The sequence below is a fragment of the Streptomyces sp. BB1-1-1 genome, from assembly GCF_031597775.1.
Lineage (GTDB): Bacteria > Actinomycetota > Actinomycetes > Streptomycetales > Streptomycetaceae > Streptomyces > Streptomyces thinghirensis.
In genome coordinates this window covers 498,977-518,704 of record NZ_CP134203.1, presented here as the reverse complement: position 1 = coordinate 518,704, position 19,728 = coordinate 498,977, and the positions used below count along the sequence as shown (strand labels likewise).

Annotated in this window: 14 protein-coding genes; 12 read left to right on the top strand and 2 right to left on the bottom strand. The window is 71.6% G+C overall.

Annotated features, from left to right (window positions below; genetic code table 11):
• Window positions 1-38: 38 nt before the first annotated feature.
• From RI578_RS02245 to sbnA, 6 genes are all read left to right on the top strand, one after another.
• Window positions 39-713, top strand: coding sequence for a fasciclin domain-containing protein (locus tag RI578_RS02245; protein WP_310869430.1), 675 nt, complete (start codon window positions 39-41; stop codon window positions 711-713).
• Window positions 714-977: 264 nt separating this feature from the next.
• Window positions 978-3,521 (top strand): Pls/PosA family non-ribosomal peptide synthetase, encoded by a 2,544-nt coding sequence (locus RI578_RS02240; RefSeq protein ID WP_310869429.1) that lies wholly within the window; start codon window positions 978-980, stop codon window positions 3,519-3,521.
• Window positions 3,521-6,010 (top strand): non-ribosomal peptide synthetase, encoded by a 2,490-nt coding sequence (locus RI578_RS02235; protein ID WP_310869428.1) that lies wholly within the window; start codon window positions 3,521-3,523, stop codon window positions 6,008-6,010. The genes RI578_RS02240 and RI578_RS02235 overlap by 1 nt, the downstream gene beginning before the upstream one ends.
• 25 nt (window positions 6,011-6,035) lie before the next feature.
• Window positions 6,036-7,157, top strand: a complete 1,122-nt coding sequence (locus RI578_RS02230) for a TauD/TfdA family dioxygenase (protein WP_310869427.1) — start codon at window positions 6,036-6,038, stop codon at window positions 7,155-7,157.
• A complete protein-coding gene (sbnB, locus tag RI578_RS02225; protein ID WP_310869426.1) occupies window positions 7,154-8,224 on the top strand; it encodes a 2,3-diaminopropionate biosynthesis protein SbnB in 1,071 nt (356 codons plus the stop codon). Before RI578_RS02230 ends, sbnB begins: the two co-directional genes overlap by 4 nt.
• A 45-nt stretch (window positions 8,225-8,269) precedes the next feature.
• Window positions 8,270-9,259, top strand: a complete 990-nt coding sequence (sbnA, locus tag RI578_RS02220; RefSeq protein ID WP_310869425.1) for a 2,3-diaminopropionate biosynthesis protein SbnA — start codon at window positions 8,270-8,272, stop codon at window positions 9,257-9,259.
• Between the two features lie 34 nt (window positions 9,260-9,293).
• Here sbnA and RI578_RS02215 read toward each other — a convergent pair whose 3' ends face one another.
• Window positions 9,294-10,040, bottom strand: coding sequence for an anti-sigma factor (locus tag RI578_RS02215; protein WP_310869424.1), 747 nt, complete (start codon window positions 10,038-10,040; stop codon window positions 9,294-9,296).
• The gene (sigK, locus tag RI578_RS02210) at window positions 10,037-10,648 is read right to left on the bottom strand and encodes an ECF RNA polymerase sigma factor SigK (RefSeq protein ID WP_310869423.1); all 612 of its coding nucleotides are present in this window, start codon (window positions 10,646-10,648) and stop codon (window positions 10,037-10,039) included. The genes RI578_RS02215 and sigK overlap by 4 nt, the downstream gene beginning before the upstream one ends.
• A gap of 285 nt (window positions 10,649-10,933) precedes the next feature.
• Between sigK and RI578_RS02205 the strand changes: the two genes are divergently transcribed.
• From RI578_RS02205 to RI578_RS02180, 6 genes are all read left to right on the top strand, one after another.
• On the top strand, window positions 10,934-11,710 hold the full coding sequence (locus tag RI578_RS02205; protein ID WP_310869422.1) for a CHRD domain-containing protein: 777 nt from the start codon (window positions 10,934-10,936) through the stop codon (window positions 11,708-11,710).
• A gap of 12 nt (window positions 11,711-11,722) precedes the next feature.
• Window positions 11,723-12,508 carry a class F sortase gene (locus RI578_RS02200; protein WP_310869421.1) on the top strand — a complete coding sequence of 262 codons (786 nt, stop codon included), beginning with the start codon at window positions 11,723-11,725 and terminating at the stop codon, window positions 12,506-12,508.
• Window positions 12,509-12,607: 99 nt separating this feature from the next.
• Window positions 12,608-12,946, top strand: coding sequence for a hypothetical protein (locus RI578_RS02195; protein WP_310869420.1), 339 nt, complete (start codon window positions 12,608-12,610; stop codon window positions 12,944-12,946).
• A 387-nt stretch (window positions 12,947-13,333) separates the two neighbouring features.
• Entirely contained in the window at window positions 13,334-16,102 is a 2,769-nt protein-coding gene (locus RI578_RS02190) for a PQQ-dependent sugar dehydrogenase (RefSeq protein ID WP_399063005.1), read from the top strand.
• A 17-nt stretch (window positions 16,103-16,119) separates the two neighbouring features.
• A complete protein-coding gene (locus RI578_RS02185; RefSeq protein ID WP_310869418.1) occupies window positions 16,120-17,874 on the top strand; it encodes a ThuA domain-containing protein in 1,755 nt (584 codons plus the stop codon).
• A 167-nt stretch (window positions 17,875-18,041) separates the two neighbouring features.
• Complete coding sequence (locus RI578_RS02180) at window positions 18,042-19,718, top strand: cellulase family glycosylhydrolase (protein ID WP_310869417.1); 1,677 nt, start codon at window positions 18,042-18,044, stop codon at window positions 19,716-19,718.
• Window positions 19,719-19,728 lie beyond the last annotated feature (10 nt).

Sequence of the window (19,728 nt, the reverse complement as noted above, 5' to 3'; positions counted from 1 at the left end):
GGCGGCAGTCGCCGTGCCGATCCCACAGGAGTAACACCATGCAGACCCGCATCCGCCGTATCGCCGTCACCGTCGCCGCGGTGGCCGTCCTGCCGCTCACGCTGAGCGCCTGCTCCGACGACAGCGGTGACTCCGCGAAGTCGGACTCCGACAGCAAGGCGTCGGCGTCCGCGCCCGCCTCGGACGACGGCATGGGCGACTCGGACACCGGCTCGGGCACCAGCGCCTCCCCGGCGGACGAGCCGTTCGGTCCGGCGTGTTCGTCGGTGCCGAAGGACGGTGCCGGTTCCTTCGACGGCATGGCCAAGGACCCGGTCGCCACCGCCGCGTCGAACAACCCGGCGCTGTCCACGCTGGTGACGGCGGTGAAGAAGGCCGGTCTGGTCGACACGCTGAACAACGCCGAGAACATCACGGTGTTCGCGCCGACCAACGACGCCTTCGCCAAGATCCCGAAGGCCGACCTGGACAAGGTCCTCAACGACAAGGCGATGCTCACCGACATCCTGACCTACCACGTGGTGGGCCAGAAGCTGGCTCCCCAGGACCTGGAGAACGGCTCCTTCGAGACGCTGCAGAAGTCCAAGCTGACCACGTCCGGCTCGGACGAGTCCTACACGGTCAACGACTCGGCCAAGGTCGTCTGCGGGAACGTCAAGACCGCCAACGCCAACGTGTACATCATCGACACCGTCCTGATGCCCAAGAGCTGACGGCCCGTTGTCTGCCGGGCATCGCGCAAGGGCGCCCGGCGGGACGGTTCCGGCGAGACCGGAGCCACAGGGGCGGCCGGTGTCCTCCACCCGGCCGCCCCGTTCCACCCGGCCGCCTCGTTCCCTGTGAACGAGGCGGTCACCTGGTGAGACGGCTGCTCACCAGCCAAGAAAATGCGAGGTCTCCTCATACCTCGCCTCCCTGGCGACGAATACCTGGCAAGACAGCAGGACGTTCGACCGGCAGCAGCCCAGGGAGTCCTCATGACGGGACAGCAGCTCGAGGTGAGGGACACCGGCCCCTCGGTCACCACTCACCACCACACAGGGCTCGCGTGTCCCCCAGCACCCGGCATGGAAGAGACACTCGCCCGGGTGCTGGCGGACGTCGTCCACGTGGACGAGGTGCCACTCGACAGTCACTTCTTCCACGACCTGGGTGCTGACTCCCTGGTCATGGCGCACTTCTGCGCCCGGATCAGGAAACGGCCCGACCTGCCGTCGGTGTCGATGCGCGACATCTACCGGCACCCGACCATCGGCGCCCTGACAGCGGCCCTCGCGGACCCGGCGGCGCCCGCTCCCGCCCCCGAGGCGACCGCTGCGGAAAGGCCCGGGCCATCGGCGCCGGCGCCGACGGGCCGACCCCACCGCGTGCTCTGCGGAGCCGTGCAACTCCTGGGTTACCTCGGCTACGCACTCCTCCTCGCCTTCGTCAGCGCCCGGGGCTACGACTGGATCTCCGCCGGAACCGGCCTGCTCGACTCCTACCTGCGGTCCGTCGCCTTCGGCGCCGTGCTGCTCGCGGTCCTGTGCGCACTGCCGGTGATCGCCAAGTGGCTGCTGGTCGGCCGGTGGACGCCACGGCGGTTCCGCGTCTGGAGCCTCGCCTACGTTCGCTTCTGGCTGGTCAAGGCGCTGCTCCGGACGAGCCCCCTCGCGCTGTTCGCCGGTTCGCCCCTGTATCCGCTCTATCTCAGAGCACTGGGCGCGCGGATCGGACGAGGGGTGACGTTCCTGTCGCGCACGGTTCCCGTCTGCACCGACCTGCTGACGATCGGCGACGGCACGATCGTCCGCAAGGACTCGCTCATCAGTTGCTACCACGCCCACGACGGCGTCATCGAGACCGGGCCGGTCACCCTGGGCCGCGACGCGGTCGTCAGCGAGGCGACGGTACTGGACATCGACTCCCGTCTCGGCGACGGCTCCCAGCTCGGCCACGCGTCCTCGCTGCACACCGGCCAGACGGTCCCGGACGGCGAGCACTGGCACGGCTCACCGGCCCAGCCCGCCGACGTCGACTTCCAGCCCGTGCCCCCCGCCCGCTGCGGCACCGTACGCCGGGCGGTCAACGGAGTCCTGCTGCTGCTCACCGCCCAGCTGGTCTACGTACCGCTGGCGGTGGGCCTCCTGGACGCGCTGCTCTCCCCGATCCTGGAAGGCTCCACGGTGCTGAGCCGGGGACGCGCGACGCCGGCCGGCTGGGTGCTCTACGTCGACGTACTGGTGATCACCGCCGTGACCTTCTTCGGTGCCGTGCTCGCCGCCCTCGCCGTCGTGGGCACCGTCCCGCGCCTGCTGAGCCGATGCGTCACCCCGGGCCGGACCTACCCGCTCTACGGCCTCCACCACGCCCTGCACCGGGCGACGCTCCTGATCAGCAACCGGACGTCGCTCACACGGCTGTTCGGCGACAGCACGTGCATCGTGCACTACCTGCGGTGGATCGGGTACGACCTGTGCCGGATCGAGCAGACCGGTTCGAACTTCGGCACCCGGGTCAAGCACGAGACCCCCTTCACCAGCGTGATCGGCACCGGCACCATGGTCGCGGACGGCCTCTCGATGATGAACGGCGAGTACTCCAGCACCTCCTTCCGCCTGTCGCGGACCGCCATCGGCGCGCACAACTTCCTGGGCAACCGGATCGCCTACCCGCCGGGCGGCAGGACCGGCGCCAACTGCCTCCTGGCGACCAAGGTGATGATCCCCGTCGACGGCCCGCTCCGGCACGACGTGGGACTGCTCGGTTCCCCCTCCTTCGAGATCCCGCGGTCGGTGGCGCGGGACGCCACCTTCGACGAGCTGAAGGAGGGGGACGGCCTGCGCCGCCGTCTGGCGGCCAAGAACCGGCACAACGCGGTGACGATGGCCTGCCACCTGTTCTCGGGCTGGCTGTTCTTCTTCTGCGTCACCGTGCTCTTCGCGTGCGCGGCGAGCCTGTACCCGCAGTGGGGCACGCTGGTGATCGCCCTGGCCAACGCGGTCCTGCTGCCGTTCACCCTCCTGTACTTCGTCGCCGTGGAGCGGGCCGTCACGGCCCGGCGTCGTCCGGGGCCGCTGTTCTGCTCGATCTACGACCGCCGCTTCTGGCACCGCGAGCGGTACTGGAAGGTGCCGTCGGAGACATACATCCAGGTCCTCAACGGCACCCCGTTCAAGCCCGTCGTGTGGCGGCTGCTCGGCGTCCGCGTCGGAGCCCGGGTGTTCGACGACGGATGCAGCCTGACCGAGCGACCGATGGTCGCCATCGGCGACGACTGCACGCTCAACTCGGGCAGCGCCGTGCAGTGCCACTCGCAGGAGGACGGCACGTTCAAGTCGGACCGCAGCGCGATCGGCGCCGGCTGCACCCTCGGCGTCGGAGCGTTCGTGCACTACGGCGTGACGGTCGGCGACGGGGCGGTACTGGCCGCGGACGTCTTCCTGATGAAGGGCGAGACCGTCCCCGAACACACCCGCTGGGCGGGGAATCCGGCCCTCCCCGTACCCGACGGCACCCATGGCAGTGGAGGTGGGCTGTGATGACGACGGCAGTGACCGGCGGACACATCCCCGGAGCCGAGACCCCGGACACCGGCGGCGCCCGCACGACCGTCCCGCGTTGGACCCTCGCACCCGTGCCCGGCACCGCCGAGCACGTAGTCACCCTCCCCGACGGAGTGACCTCGGAGCTGCACCGACGGGCAGGTGAACTGGGCGTGCCGCTCACCGCGATCCTCCTGGCGGCCCACGCGAAGGTGCTCGCCCTGCTCTCCGGCGACCCCGTCGTCCGTGGCGGCTACCTGCCTGCTCAGGCAGGGATCGGGCCGCTGCCCTGGGAGCTCACGGCCGGCCCCGGCCCCTGGGCCCGACTGGTGTCCGCGGCCACGCGGGCGGAGGCGGAGGCGGTGACGCCGCCGCCCACGAGGACCGGGCCGTCCCCGGCTCCCGAGGTCGTGTTCGACCCGACCGGGCATGCGCCCGCCACTCTCGCGGACGGCACCGTCCTCGCCGTCACGGCGGGGGAGCGGAGCGGTCGGCGCGTACTGCGCCTGCGGTACCGGACCGACGTGCTGGACGCCGACTGCGCCGCCCGCATCGGTGGCTACCACCTGGCCGCGCTCGAACAGATCGCCGCCGACCCGGACGCCCCGCACGACCGGCGCGGCCTGCTGTCCGGCGAGGAGATCAGCTTCCAGCTCGACGGCCTCGCCGGCCCGCGCCGCGAACTGCCGGACCGCCGCGTCCACGAACTCTTCGAGGAGCGCGTGCGCCGCCACCCCGACGCCGTCGCCGCCGTGCACCGAGACCGGCAGTGGACGTACCGGGAACTCGACGTACGGGCCAACCGGCTGGCACGCGCCCTGCTGGCGCGAGGGCTGCGCCCCGAGGACACGGTCGCCGTGGTGACCGAACGTGACCTGAACTGGACGGCCGCCGTCCTCGCCGTCCTCAAGGCCGGCGGCGCCTACCTGCCCGTCGACCCGCACTACCCGCCCGGACGCATCACCGCCATGCTCACCCGCGCCGACTGCGCCCTCGTGCTCACCGAGCCGGGCAGTACGGCCAACCTGGACCGAGCCCTCGCCTCCCTGCCCGGCACCCGCGAGCTCCTTGTCCCCGACCTCACCGAACAGGCCACCGACGGCACCCGCCTCGGCATGGACATAGCCGCGGACCGCCTCGCGTACGTGTTCTTCACCTCCGGCTCCACGGGAGAGCCCAAGGGCGCGATGTGCGAGCACGCCGGTCTGCTCAACCACCTCCTCGCCAAGATCGAGGACCTGGACATCGGCGAAGGCACGGTCGTGGCGCAGACGGCGTCGCAGTGCTTCGACATCTCCCTGTGGCAGCTGCTCGCCGGCCTGCTGACCGGCGGACGGACCCTGCTGGTCGAGCAGGACGCGATCCTCGACGCCGACCGGTTCCTCGACACGATCACCGGAGGCCGGGTCAACGTCCTCCAGCTCGTGCCCTCCTACCTCGACGTCCTCCTGACCGCGCTGGAGCGCGAGCCGCGCGACCTGCCGGACCTGCGGTGTGTGTCGGTCACCGGCGAGGCGCTCAAGGCGGAACTCGTCCAGCGGTGGTTCAAGGGCGGGCCCGGCGTCCGGCTGGTGAACGCCTACGGACTGACCGAGACGTCCGACGACACCAACCACGAGGTGCTGGACGGCATGCCGGTCACCGACCGGATACCGCTCGGCCGCCCCGTGCGGAACGTGCGCGTCTACGTCGTCGACGACAACCTCGTCCCCGTGCCGCTAGGCGCTCCCGGTGCCATCGTCTTCTCCGGCGTCTGTGTCGGCCGCGGCTACGTCAACGATCCCGAACGCACCCGGCTCGCCTACCGGAACGACCCCCACCGGCCCGGCCAGCGGCTCTACCGGGGCGGCGACTTCGGCCGCTGGCTGCCGGACGGGAAGCTGGAGTTCCTCGGCCGCGAGGACGCACAGGTCAAGATCCGTGGGTTCCGCATAGAGATCGGTGAGGTCGAGAACGCGCTGCTGCGGGTGGACGGCGTCCGCGACGGCGCGGTGGTGGCCACCGGCCCGGAGGGCCACGGCCGCCAACTCACCGCCTTCTGCACGGGCGGCCGGCCCCTGACCGGCGACCACCTGCGGGAGGGGCTCGGCGACCTGCTGCCCGCATACATGGTCCCGGTCTCCTTCCACCAACTGGAGAGCCTGCCGCTCACGGCCAACGGCAAGACCGACAAGAAGGCGCTGGCCGCGCTCGCCGACGAACTCGGCACGGCCGAGGACTCCCACCGGCCCCCGCGGACACCGACCGAGCGGCGGCTCGCGGCGGCCTGGGCGGCGGTACTGGGCGTACCGACCGAACGGATCGGCCGGGGCGACGACTTCTTCGGGCTGGGCGGCACCTCCCTGTCGGCCGTACGGCTCGCGGTCTGTCTGGACCGGGCGATCTCCCTGCGCGACCTCACCGCCCATCCGGCGCTCGCCGAACTGGCCCGCCTGCTCGACACCCGGACCGGCACGGGCACCACCGCGTCCCCGGCCGGGCCCTGAAGAGACACCTTCCGAGGAGAATCCCATGCTGTCCGCACTGTTCCGCAAGCACGCGGCACCCGCCCCGCCGGCTCCGCCCTCCGGGAGCCCCGCACCACCGGACACCGAAGGCTCTCCGGACACCGCAGGCTCCTCGGACACCACCGGCTCTCCGGACACCACCGGCTGCCAGGTCGTCGACGGCGCCGCGGTCATCCACGCCCGGCCCACCGACCCGGCCGGCTGGGTGGCCGAGCACCGGGACACCCTGCTCGACCTGGTCGCCGAGCACGGCGCACTCACGGTCCGCGGACTCGGCCCGCGCACCCCGGCCGACGTCGAGGCGCTCCTCCACCGACTGGCCGACCGCCCCGCGATCGAACGTGAGGCGTTCGCCGCCCGCGACGTCCACGCGGAGGGCGTCTACTCGTCGTCGGTGTGGCCACCCAACCAGCCCATGTGCATGCACCACGAGCTGAGCTACGCGACACGGTGCCCCGGCCTGCTGCTGTTCGCCTGCCTCCGGCCGCCCACCGAGGGCGGCGCCACCGCCGTGGCCGACTCGGCCGCCGTACTGCGCACGCTGCCCGCCGAACTGACCGACCGCTTCGAGCGGGAGGGCTGGCTGCTCACCCGCACCTACCACGACGAGATCGGCGCCACGCTGACCCAGTCGTTCGGCACCGAGGACCGCGGCGCCGTCGAGGCGTACTGCCGGGCAGGCGACATCGACTGGTCCTGGCAGCCGGACGGCTCACTGCGCACCCGGCAGCACCGCCCCGCCGTGGTGCGCCACCCGGTCTCCGGCGTGCGCTGCTGGTTCAACCAGATCGCGTTCCTCAACGAGTGGACCATGGCCCCCGAGGTCCGGGAGTTCCTCGTCGAGGAGTACGGCCCCGACGGCCTCCCCTTCAACACCCGTTACGGCAATGGCGATCCCGTCCCCCGGAGCGCCGTCGAGCAGATCAACAAGGCCTACGAGGCGCACACCGTACGCCGGCCCTGGACCGCCGGAGACCTGATGGTCGTCGACAACATCCGCACCGCACACAGCCGGGAGGCGTACGAGGGACCGCGCGAGGTGCTGGTGGCGATGGGCAACCCCGTACACCCGCACTCCGCACGCCCCGAACACTCCGCCCCGCGATCCGGGAGGGCAGCGGTATGACCACCGTACGTCCCGCCACAGCCGCGACCGCACGCGCCGGCACACCGACCGTGCCGCCCTTCGCCGTCATCCCCGGCGCCCAGGTCAAGGACGTCCTCGACGGACGGGAGAAGACCGTGATGGAGGTGGTCGAGGAGACCTACCGCCTGCACGGCGCCGGCCGCTCGGTCAACCCCCCGTCCTCCTTCCTCCGCTTCACCGACCGGCCCACGGCACGGATCATCGCGCTGCCCGCCTCGCTGGGCGGCGAGAACAGCGTGGACGGCCTGAAGTGGATCTCCAGCTTCCCCACCAACGTCGCGTCGGACATCCCCAGGGCGTCGGCCGTGCTCGTCCTCAACGACCACGACACGGGCTACCCCTTCGCCTGCATGGAGAGCTCGATCATCAGCGCCGCCAGGACCGCCGCGTCCGCCGCGTCGGCCGCCGACCGGCTCAGCAGGGGACGACCGCGCCCCACCCGGCTGGGCTTCGTCGGGGCGGGTCTGATCGCCCGTTACATCCACACCTATCTCGAAGGCACCGGCTGGTCGTTCGACGCCATCGGCGTGCACGACGTGTCCGCCGACAGCTCGGCCGGCTTCCGGACCTACCTGGAGCAGTCCGGGGCCGTCGGCCGCGTCACCGTGCACCACAGCGCCGAGGAACTGGTCCGCAACAGCGACCTGATCGTCTTCGCCACGGTCGCGGGCCGGCCGCACATCGACGACCCGTCCTGGTTCCACCACAACCCGGTGGTCCTGCACGTGTCCCTGCGCGACCTCGCGCCCGAGGTCCTGCTGTCCGCCACCAACATCGTCGACGACATCGACCACTGCCTGCGGGCCGAGACCTCGCCCCACCTGACCGAACGCCTCACCGGCAGCCGCGACTTCCTGCTCGGCACGCTCGACGACGTGATGGCCGGCCGGGTGACGGTGCCCGCCGACCGGACGGTGGTCTTCTCGCCGTTCGGCCTGGGCGTCCTCGATCTCGCCGTCGGCAAGTTCGTCTACGACGAGGTGGCCCGCTCCGGCGAACTGCGCGTCATCGACGACTTCTTCCACGAACTGCGGCGCCACGGCTGAGGACGGCCCGCCGTCCACCATCCGGTCCCACCCGAGGAGACCATCGTGCCAGTCATATCCGTTCCCCAGGCCTTCAACGAGGAGGACCTGTACGTCGACCTCGCGTCGATGTCCGGGCACCGGCTCTTCCTCAAGTGCGAGGGCTTCAACTTCGCCGGTTCGATCAAGCTGAAGGCCGCGACCGAGATGGTGGAGTCCGCCGAGCGGAGCGGGACCCTGAAGCGGGACTCGATCCTGGTGGAGTCCTCCTCCGGCAACCTCGGGGTCGCGCTGAGCATGATCGCGGCGAGCAAGGGCTACCGGTTCGTCTGCGTGACCGACTCCCGTTGCAACCTGACCACCCGGCTGATGATGGAGGCCCTGGGCAGCCAGGTGCACGTCGTCTCCGACGAGCACGCCACCGGCGGCCTGCTGGGCGCGCGGCTGGCGTACGTGCGTGAGCTGTGCGCGGCGGACGACCGCTACGTCTGGCTGAGTCAGTACACCAACGCCGACAACTGGAAGGCCCACTACTTCAGGACGGCGCCGGCCATCGCCCGCTGGTTCCCGCAACTGGACGTGTTGTTCGTCGGTGTCGGCACCACCGGCACCCTGATGGGATGCGCCCGCTGGTTCCGCTCCTGGCACCGCCCGGTGCGGATCGTCGCGGTGGACAGTGTCGGCTCCGCCATCTTCGGAGACCCGCCGGGCCGCCGGATGATTCCGGGCCTGGGCATGAGCGTCCGCCCGCCGCTCCTCGACGAGGCGTACGTGGACGAGGCGGTGCGGGTCGAGGAGGCCGACACCGTCCGCACCTGCCGGAGCCTGGCGAGGCGCGGCTTCCTCTTCGGCGGGTCCACCGGCACGGTGGTCAGCGGCGCGACGAGCTGGCTGGCCCGGCACGGCAGGCGCGGGCTCACTCCCGTGGCAATCGCCCCGGACCTCGGCGAGCGCTACCTCGACACCGTGTACCAGACCAACTGGGTGCAGGGCATCTACGGCGACGACGCGCTCGCGCCGCAGGCGCCGCCCGGCCGGGAGGTCTCGGCGCCGTAGCCGTCGTCAACTCCGTCATCTCCGTCCTCGTGCGTCACACGGGGACGGAGATGACGCTGAGCGGGTCGGTCGTGGGCTGTTGGGACCCGCCCGCGGGCTCGACGGTGATGCCGACGGCGGTGGCCCCCGCGAGCGGTCCGTCGAGGATGTGCGCCTGACGGCCGCCCGCGCCGGACAGCAGCCCGGCGGGCCGGAAGTCCCCCGCCTCCGCGTACCAGAGCTCGTAGACCTGGTCGTCGGTGAGCGGCGGCAGACCCGACGCGATGAACGCGGCCTGGCCCTGGGCCCGCGAGGCGACCACGCTCGCCGTGGCGCCCTGCGGAAGCTCCGCGGTGCTGATCGTGGCGTCCGGGGCGGCCAGCACGTCGGCGAGGGCCTCCGCACCGGTGTGGAGGTCGGCGGCCTCCTCCTGGGCGTTGTCGGCCTCCGTGTGCTGCCACCAGGCGATACCGCCGAGCGCGGCCGCGGCCGCCACGGAGGCGGCCAGCGCGAAGCCGAGGACCCGCTGCCGCCGACGGGGGCGTTCCCCGGCCCGGGGACGCTCCAAGCGCTCCTGACGGACGGTGGAGATCTGGCCGAGCACCCGGTGGCGCAGCTCCGGGGACGGCGCACGGGCCTCGCCCGCGCCCAGCATGCTCGCCGTCCTCGTCAGTTCGTCGGCTTCGCGCCGGCACTCGGCGCAGCTCGCCAGGTGGTTCTCGAAGGCGGCTTCCTCGTCCGGCGGCAGAGCGTGCAGCGCGTAGGCACCGACATCGAGGTGCGGGTCGTCGCCGGTTCTCATGATCCCGTCTCCAGACACTCGCGCAGGCGCCGCAGCCCCTGACGCATCCGCGACTTGATGGTGCCCGCCGGAGTGGCCAGCGAATCGGCCACCTCCGCGTACGTCAATCCCTCGTAGTACGCCAGTACCAGGGGCAGCCGCAGTTGCCCGGACAGCTCCGCCAGGCAGCGGAAGACCACGCGATGCTCCTCCCGCTCCTCGACCTCCTCGGCGACCGCGTCGAACGGCCGGTCCTGCTCCCGGGCCCCGGTGCGCAGCTCGCGGGCCCGGGACGCGGAGACCGACCGCACCCGGTCCACGGCCCGGCGGTGCGCGAGAGTGAGCACCCAGTTCCGGGCGGCTCCCCGTTCCGGGCGGAAGCGGTCGGCGGTGCGCCACACCTCCACCATCACGTCCTGGGTCACCTCCTCCGCCTGCGCCTCGTCCCTCAGCACCCGGCAGGCGAGCCCCATCACGGGTGAGGCCAGAGCGTCGTAGACACCGGCGAACGCCTGCTCGTCACCGCCGGCGGCCCGGGTGAGCAACTCGTCCACCCGGGCATCGCCGGAAGACCGCCCCGGGCGGGGCTGGGCGTCGCTTTCCGTGCCGGCGTGGCTTCCGTGATCCATCGTCGCTCCTCGGCTCTGCTCGACCTTGGTCCCTCTCCGAGGGGAGCGCACGTGGTCGGGAGCCGTCCGCGTGACACCGGGTGAGCGATCGGGGGACAGGCCCTCACTCATTGTTCGTAGCCGTGACCCCTGCGGATGCGGATCGTCCGCGGCGGGCCGTACTTCGACCAATCCGGTGGACCGCGCGCTACGGATTCCCCGTACCAGCGGCCGCCCGGCCCCGTGCCGGGCGCCGCCCCGGCCGTCCACCCCCCCCGGGTGGGCCGTGAGGAAGGAAGTGATCGCGTGAGGAACCGACGCATCGCACGGATAGCCGCACTCACCGCACTGCCCGCAGCGCTGGCCCTGTCAGCCGCGGCCCCCGCACTGGCAGCCGACAGCCAGGCGTACCAGATCGACCTGAAGCAGCTGAACGACTCGGGCGCGAGCGGCACCGCGATGGTCAGCCTGGAGGACACGAAACTCACGGTGAAGATCCAGGCCGAGGGCCTGACCCCCGGAGCGCCGCACGCCCAGCACATCCACGGCTCGACCAAGGGCATGGACTTCCACTGTCCCGACGCGAGCGCCGACAAGGACGGCGACGGCATCGTCTCCACCGTGGAGGGACTGCCCGCCTACGGCGACATCAACATCTCGCTGACCACCAGCGGGGACACCAGCAAGGACAGCGGCCTCGCGGTCGACCGGATGCCCACCGCGGGCAAGGACGGCAAGCTGTCCTACGAGCGCACCATCACCGTCTCGCAGGACGTCGCCGACCACTTCAAGGACCTGCACATCGTGCAGCACGGCATCGACGTCAACGACAACGGCACCTACGACATGGACGCCGGCAAGAGCCAACTCGACCCGAAGCTCCCCCTTGAGGCGACCGCCCCGGCCAGCTGCGGCATGGTCCACGGAGCGTCCATCGGCGAGATGCCCGAGGGCGGGGTCGAGACCGGCACCGCGGCGACCGGCGGCGATGACGCGGGGCAGATGATGGCCCTCGGCGGGGCGGGCCTGATGGCGGCCGCCGTGGGGGCCGTGGTCGTGTGGCGGCGTGCCGGTGAGCGCTGACCGGGCGGCCCGGTGAACCGCGGGCCTTCCCGGCGGCGCCTGCTGCTGCTCCTCTGCGCGGTGGTCGCGGTGCTCTCCGCCGCCGCCCTGGCCGCGGGCCTGTGGCGCGGCGCCGAGGAGTCCCGCGCGGTACCCCCGGCCCCGTCGGTCACCGCACCGACCGGGCCGGGGGCCCGCGCCTCCACCGGCCCGGCGCCCGAAGGCGACCGGCAGAGCACCGGCCCGGCGCCCGAAGGCGACCGGCAGAGCACCGGCCCGGCGCCCGAAGGCGGCCGGCAGGGCGCCGACCCCACGCCGGAAGGTGACCGGCACGACGCCGGTCACGTCGGTCCGGCCGCCGCCCTTCCCCGGTCCGCGCCCACCCAGGTGACCGTTCCGGCCATCGGCGTCTCCTCCGCCCTGGAGGATCTCGGGCGCGACGGCAACGGGGCGATGCAGACCCCGCGCGATCCCGACCTGGCCGGCTGGTACACGCCGGGACCCGCGCCGGGCCAGCGCGGCCCCGCCGTCATCGCCGGGCACGTCACCTGGGACGGCGACCGGTCGGTCTTCTACCGCCTGGGCGAACTCGCCCCCGGCGACACCGTCACCGTCGACCGCGAGGACGGTCGCACCGCGATCTTCACCGTGGACCGGGTCGAGCAGTACCCGAAGGACGAGTTCCCCACCGTGGAGGTCTACCGCGACCTCGACCACGCCGGCCTCCGGCTCATCACCTGCGCGGGTGACTACTCCACCGCCGAGCGCCGGTACGCCGACAACATCGTCGTGTACGCGGCGCTCACCCACACCGAGTAGAGGGGAAGTTCCCGGCGTCCCGGTCATCCACGTCGCCGACTGCTTCGAATGGCTTGTGCAAGGACGCATTCGACACCGTCTGTGAAGGAGGTGAGCCGAATGGCGTCATCCCTCGGCATCCGCCGGGCCGTCGTGGGCCTCGCCGCGACCGGGCTGCTCGCCGGCGGCGCCACGCTGGGCATGGCCGGGACGGCGAGCGCCGCCCCGGCACCCACGTCGGCGGCGACCGTGGTCACCGGTGACCAGCACGACCGCTGCGACTGGAAGAAGGGTCACTGGGAGAAGAAGTGGGTGAAGGGCCACTGGGAGAAGAAGTGGTACGAGCACAAGAGCTGGCACCACGGCGAGTGGGGTCATGACTGGTCCTACAAGTGGGTCTACGTCCACGGGCACTGGGACCACGTCTGGGAGAAGGGACACTGGGACTGCCGCCACTAGCGCGCGTTCCGTCATGAGGCACTGGGGGCCGGGCATCCGCCCGGCCCCCAGTGCCGCGTGCGCGCGGCGCACGGTGTCCGCGCCGGCCGATCCGATTGCACACGACACTTTGTCCCCGCAGCGGAAGAAGAATCGAGATCTTGCGCGAAAGGGGTTACAGGTGCGGACCAAGGCCGCTAACTTCCTTGAAATGAACCGGTCATAGTCCCCTCTCGACCGGGCTCGACGGCGCGACGGCGCGCGCCCGTACTCCCTCACGGCAGGCCTCGTACGCCTGCCGCCACCCCTCACCCTCGGGAGAACTCTGTGCGCACGAGACCGCTCGGACACAGACGTGTCCGCTCCTTACTGCCGGCCCTGGCATGCGCCCTCGCCCTGGCGCTGCCGATGAGCCCGGCCGCCGCCACCCCGGCCGCCGCCGCCCCGGCCGACCCGGGCGGCGGGCCCGCGGCCGCGGCCGCCGAGGAGTTCCAACAGGTCACTCTCGCCAAGGGCGTGGCCGAGACGGGCGAGCCCATGACGATGGCCGTGCTGCCGGACCGCTCGGTGCTGCACACCTCGCGTGACGGCACACTCCGGCTGACCGACGCGGCGGGCACCACGAAGGTGGCGGGCAGGCTCGACGTCTACAGCCACGACGAGGAAGGCCTCCAGGGCGTCGCCGCGGACCCGGGCTTCGCGTCCAACCGCCACGTCTACCTCTACTACGCCCCCGCGCTGAGCACCCCGGGTGGCGACGCCCCGGGCAACGGAACGCCCGCTGACTTCGCGCCGTTCGACGGCGTCAACCGGCTGTCGCGGTTCGTGCTGAAGGCGGACGGCACCCTGGACCTCGCCAGTGAGAAGAAGATCCTCGACGTCCCCGCCTCCCGCGGCATCTGCTGCCACGTCGGCGGGGACATCGACTTCGACGCGGCGGGCAACCTGTATCTGTCCACCGGCGACGACACCAACCCGTTCGCCTCGGACGGCTTCACCCCGATCGACGAGCGCTCCTCCCGCAACCCCGCCTACGACGCGCAGCGCTCCTCCGGCAACACCAACGACCTGCGCGGCAAGGTCCTGCGCATCAAGGTCAACGCCGACGGCTCGTACTCCGTCCCGAGCGGCAACCTCTTCCCGCCCGGCACCGCCAAGACCCGGCCCGAGATCTACGCGATGGGCTTCCGCAACCCCTTCCGGATGAGCGTCGACCAGGCCACAGGCATCGTCTACCTCGGCGACTACGGCCCCGACTCCGGCGTGGCCAACCCCGCGCGCGGGCCCGAGGGACAGGTCGAGTTCAACCGCATCACCAAGGCGGGCAACTACGGCTGGCCCTACTGCACCGGCGACAACGACGCCTACACCGACTACAACTTCGCCACCGGAACCTCGGGCGCCCAGTTCAACTGCGCCGCCCCGAAGAACACTTCACCGAACAACACCGGCCTCACCGACCTGCCGCCCGCCCAGCCCGCCTGGATCTCCTACAACGGCGGCTCGGTCCCCGAGTTCGGCGGCGGCTCCGAGTCACCCATGGGCGGCCCCGTCTACCGCTACGACGCCGGCTCCAGCTCCTCGGTGAAGTTCCCGCAGGAGTACGACGGGGACTTCTTCGCCGGCGAGTTCGGCCGCCGCTGGATCAAGCGCATCGAGTCCGCCGGCGACGGCACCGTCCAGTCCATCAACGCCTTCCCCTGGAGCGGCACCCAGGTGATGGACATGGCCTTCGGCCCGGACGGCGCCCTCTACGTCCTCGACTACGGCACCGGCTACTTCAGCGGCGACGAGAACTCCGCCCTCTACCGCATCGAGCACGTCACCGACGGCCTCGCCCCGGTCGCCCAGGCCAAGGCGAACGTCACCTCCGGCCCGGCACCCCTGACGGTGGCCTTCTCCTCCGCCGGCAGTTCCGACCCGGACGGCGGCGCCCTCAGCTACGCCTGGGACTTCGGCGACGGCGCCACCTCCACCGCCGCCAACCCCTCCCACACGTACGCCGCCGACGGCCAGTACACGGCCACGCTGGAGGTCACGGACCCGACCGGCAAATCCGCGACGGCGTCCGTGCGGATCACGGTCGGGAACACCGCGCCCACGGTCACCATCGACCTGCCCACCGACGGGAGCATCTACGACTTCGGCGCGGCGATCCCCTTCAAGGTCACGGTGACCGATCCCGAAGACGGCACGATCGACTGCTCCAAGGTGAAGGTGACCTTCATCGTCGGCCACGACAGCCACGGCCACCCGCAGACCTCGGCCACCGGCTGCACCGGCACCCTGCGGACCCTGGCGGACGGCGAGCACGACCCCAACGCCAACATCTTCGGCGTCATCGACGCCGAGTACACCGACGAGGGCGGCCTCACCACCCACGACCAGCACATCACCCAGCCCAGCCACCGGCAGGCCGAGCACTACGGCGACTCCTCCGGTGTCCAGGTCGTCGACCACGCCCCCGCGCACGGCGGCAAGACGGTCGGCCACATCGACAACGGCGACTGGATCGCCTTCGAGCCCTACGCCCTGGGCAACACCACCGGGTTCACCGCCCGGGTCTCCTCGGGCGGCGCCGGCGGCACCCTGGAGGTGCGCGCAGGGTCCCCGACGGGCACCCTGCTCGGCACCGCGACCGTGCCGGTGACCGGCGGCTGGGAGACCTTCCAGGACGTGTCCGCGTCGCTGAGCAACCAGCCGGGCGGCTCCACCACCCTGTACCTCGTCTTCAAGGGCGGCGCCGGAGCCCTGTTCGACGTGGACGAGTTCTCCTTCACCACCTCCGGCGGCGGCAGCGGCACGGGCGAGGTGAAGGGCGTCAACGGCAAGTGCCTGGACGTGGCCGGGGGCGGTACCGCCGACGGCACCCAGGTGCGGATCTGGACCTGCAACGGCACGGCCGCGCAGCGGTGGACCGTCGGTGGCGGCACGCTGAAGGCGCTGGGCAAGTGCCTGGACGCGTCGGGCGGCGGCAGCGCCAACGGTACGAAGATCCAGCTGTGGACGTGCAACGGATCGGGCGCGCAGACCTGGGCCGCCCAGTCCGACGGCACGGTCCGCAACCCGCAGTCCGGCAAGTGCCTGGACGCCTCGGGCGGCACCTGGGACGACGGAACCGTCGTCCACCTGTGGGCCTGCCACGCCAATGCCAACCAGAAATGGACCCTTCCGTAGAAAGGAGGCGATCGTCCATGCGCACCCATCTCAAAGCGGCCCTCGGCCTGTTCGCCGGCGCCGCGCTCTGCCTGACCCCGCAGGCCACGGCGCTGCCCCAGGCGGTGAGCCCTGCCGCCGCCGCGGAGCAGCAGCAGGCGGCGGCCGACCCCGCCTACGAGGTCCTGGTGTTCTCCAAGACGGCGGGCTTCCGCCACTCCTCGATCGACGACGGCATCGCGGCGCTGCGCAGCCTCGGCACCGCGAACAACTTCACCGTGGACGCCACCGAGGACGCCCAGGCCTTCACCACCGGCAACCTCGCCCAGTACGAGGCGGTCGTCTTCCTCTCCACCACGGGCGACGTGCTGAACGGCGCCCAGCAGACGGCCTTCGAGCAGTACATCCAGGGTGGCGGCGGATACGTCGGCATCCACGCGGCGGCCGACACCGAGTACGACTGGCCGTTCTACGCGGGACTGGCCGGCGCCCTCTTCCACTCGCACCCGGCCATCCAGACCGCCACCGTCGAGGTCGAGGACCGCGCGCACGACGCCACCGCACATCTGGGCAGCACCTGGCAGCGCACCGACGAGTGGTACAACTACCGCACCAACCCGCGCACCACCGCCCATGTCCTGGCCTCGCTCGACGAGTCCAGCTACTCGGGCGGGAACATGAACGGCGACCACCCGATCGCCTGGTGCAAGGACTACGAGGGCGGCCGGGCCTTCTACACCGGCGGCGGCCACACCGACGAGTCCTACACCGACCCGGCCTTCCGCCGGCACCTGCTCGGCGGTGTCCGCTGGGCGGCCGGGATGACCAACGCCGACTGCCGCCCGGAGACCGGCTACACGTCCCTGTTCGACGGCTCCGGCACCACCGGCTGGCAGCAGGCCGGCCCCGGCGGGTTCACCCTCGCCGACGGCACCCTCACCTCCCACGGTGGACTGGGCATGCTCTGGTACGCCGCCGAGGAGTTCAGCGGCGACTACTCCCTCAAGCTGGACTGGAAGGCGTCCGGGGACGACAACTCCGGTGTCTTCGTGGGCTTCCCGGCCTCCAGCGACCCCTGGTCGGCGGTGAACAACGGCTACGAGATCCAGATCGACGCCACGGACGCGGCCGACCGCACCACGGGCGCCGTCTACGGCTTCAAGTCGGCGGACCTCCCCGCACGCGACGCCGCGCTGAACCCGCCGGGGGAGTGGAACACGTACGAACTCCGCGTCACCGGAGAGCGGCTGGAGATCTTCCTCAACGGCGCGAAGATCAACGACTTCACCAACACCGACCCGGCACGCAGTCTGCGGCAGGGGCACATCGGACTCCAGAACCACGGAGACGGCGACGAGGTGGCCTTCCGCAACATCCGCGTCAAGCAGGACGGGACGCCGCCGACCGGCCCGCGATCGGGCCCCGTGAAGGGCGTCAACGGCAAGTGCCTGGACGTGGACAACTCGGGCACGGCCGACGGTACGGAGGTGCAGGTCTGGACGTGCAACGGGAGTGCGGCGCAGGACTGGACGGTTGCCGGTGACGGGACGCTGAAGGCGCTGGGCAAGTGCCTGGACGTGTCCGGTGGCGGCAGCGCGGACGGTACGCGGATCCAGCTCTGGACGTGCAACGGCACGGGTGCGCAGCAGTGGGCGGCCCAGCCGGACGGCACGGTGCGCAATCCGCAGTCGGGCAAGTGTCTGGACGCGTCGGGCGGCACCTGGAACGACGGGACGCCCGTCCACCTGTGGACCTGCCACACCGGCCCCAACCAGAAGTGGACCCTGCCCTGACCGAACCGGGAGGGCAGCAGATCCGGTACGTCCCGCTCATCCGTGAGCGGGACGTACCCGTTTCCCGCGAGATTCGATCCCGCCCTTCATCTTGACGTGTACGCGCCGTCATGGGTTCATGGGAGCGCTCCCACACAGTAAGCGCTTCCCCACTCACTGGAGGCACCGTGCGCACGACACCACGCGAACCTCGGCAGCGCCTCTCGGCCCGCCTGCTCAGCGCGCTGGCCGCTCTGATCGGTCTGGCCGTCCTCGGCGCCCTCTCCCCGGCCGTGGCCCTGGCCCAGCCGCTCGGCGCCCAGGCCGCCACCGGCCTGCACATCAGTGACGGCCGGCTGCTGGAGGGCAACGGCAACGACTTCGTCATGCGCGGGGTCAACCACGCCCACACCTGGTACCCCGGCGAGACCCAGTCACTGGCGGACGTCAAGGCGCTGGGCGCCAACACGGTCCGGGTCGTCCTCTCCGACGGCCACCGCTGGAGCGAGAACAGCCCCGAGGACGTGGCCGCCGTCGTCGACCAGTGCAAGGCGAACCGGCTGATCTGCGTACTGGAGGTGCACGACACCACCGGCTACGGCGAGGACGCCGCCGCCGGCACGCTCGACCACGCCGCCGACTACTGGATCGGCCTGAAGGACGTGCTGGCCGGCGAAGAGGACTACGTCGTCGTCAACATCGGCAACGAGCCCTGGGGCAACACCGACCCCGCGGGCTGGACCGAGCCGACCATCGCGGCGATCGAGAAGCTGCGCGCCGCCGGCTTCCAGCACACGATCATGGTCGACGCGCCCAACTGGGGCCAGGACTGGCAGGGGGTCATGCGGGCCAACGCGCGGTCCGTGTACGACGCCGACCCCACCGGCAACCTGATCTTCTCGATCCACATGTACAGCGTCTACGACACCGCCCAGGAGATCACCGACTACCTGCAGGCCTTCGTCGACGCCGGACTGCCCCTCCTCATCGGCGAGTTCGGCGGCCCCGCCGACCAGTGGGGCGACCCGGACGAGGACACCATGATGGCCACCGCCGAACGACTCAGCCTGGGCTACCTGGCCTGGTCCTGGAGCGGCAACACCGACCCGGTCCTCGACCTCGCCCTCGACTTCGACCCCAGCCGGCTCAGCTCCTGGGGCGAGCGCATCTTCCACGGCGCCAACGGGATCGCCCGGACCTCGAAGGAGGCCACGGTCTTCGGCGGTGACGCCCCGGACGACACCCAGGCCCCGACGGCACCCGGCACCCCGGCCGCCACCGCCGCCACGGCCACCTCCGTCACCCTCGGCTGGACCGCCGCCACCGACAACGTGGGCGTCACCGGGTACGACGTCGTCCGGGTCGGCGACGGCGCCGAGACCGAGGTCGCGGCCTCCACCACCAACACCGCCACCGTGACGGGCCTGACCGCCGACACCACGTACACCTTCGCCGTCTACGCCCGCGACGCGGCGGGCAACCGCTCGGCCCGTTCCGCCACCGTGGACGTCACCACCGGCGAAGGCGGCAGCACCCCCGGCACCGCGTGCTCCGTCGGATACCGCGTCGTGGGCGAGTGGCCGGGCGGCTTCCAAGGCGAGATCGCCGTCCGCAACACCGGCACCGCGCCCATCAGCCCGTGGACGCTCACCTTCGCCTTCGCCGACGGCCAGACGATCACGAACATGTGGGGAGGCACCCCGACCCAGAACGCCGGCGCGGTCAGCGTCGCCCCCGCCTCCTACACCTCCACGATCCCCGCCGGCGGCACGGTCACCCTCGGGTTCACCGGCGGGAAGGGCGGCATCAACACCGTCCCGACCGGGTTCAGCCTCAATGGGGCCGCCTGCACCGCCACGACGTGAACGGAGTGAG

Bases quoted from the DNA above. Each gene is read 5' to 3' on its own strand.
- RI578_RS02245 (WP_310869430.1), top strand. From the start codon at position 39: ATGCAGACCCGCATCCGCCGTATCGCCGTCACCGTCGCCGCGGTGGCC.
- RI578_RS02240 (WP_310869429.1), top strand. From the start codon at position 978: ATGACGGGACAGCAGCTCGAGGTGAGGGACACCGGCCCCTCGGTCACC.
- RI578_RS02235 (WP_310869428.1), top strand. From the start codon at position 3,521: ATGACGACGGCAGTGACCGGCGGACACATCCCCGGAGCCGAGACCCCG.
- RI578_RS02230 (WP_310869427.1), top strand. From the start codon at position 6,036: ATGCTGTCCGCACTGTTCCGCAAGCACGCGGCACCCGCCCCGCCGGCT.
- sbnB (WP_310869426.1), top strand. From the start codon at position 7,154: ATGACCACCGTACGTCCCGCCACAGCCGCGACCGCACGCGCCGGCACA.
- RI578_RS02215 (WP_310869424.1), bottom strand. From the start codon at position 10,040: ATGAGAACCGGCGACGACCCGCACCTCGATGTCGGTGCCTACGCGCTG.
- sigK (WP_310869423.1), bottom strand. From the start codon at position 10,648: ATGGATCACGGAAGCCACGCCGGCACGGAAAGCGACGCCCAGCCCCGC.
- RI578_RS02195 (WP_310869420.1), top strand. From the start codon at position 12,608: ATGGCGTCATCCCTCGGCATCCGCCGGGCCGTCGTGGGCCTCGCCGCG.
- RI578_RS02190 (WP_399063005.1), top strand. From the start codon at position 13,334: ATGAGCCCGGCCGCCGCCACCCCGGCCGCCGCCGCCCCGGCCGACCCG.
- RI578_RS02185 (WP_310869418.1), top strand. From the start codon at position 16,120: ATGCGCACCCATCTCAAAGCGGCCCTCGGCCTGTTCGCCGGCGCCGCG.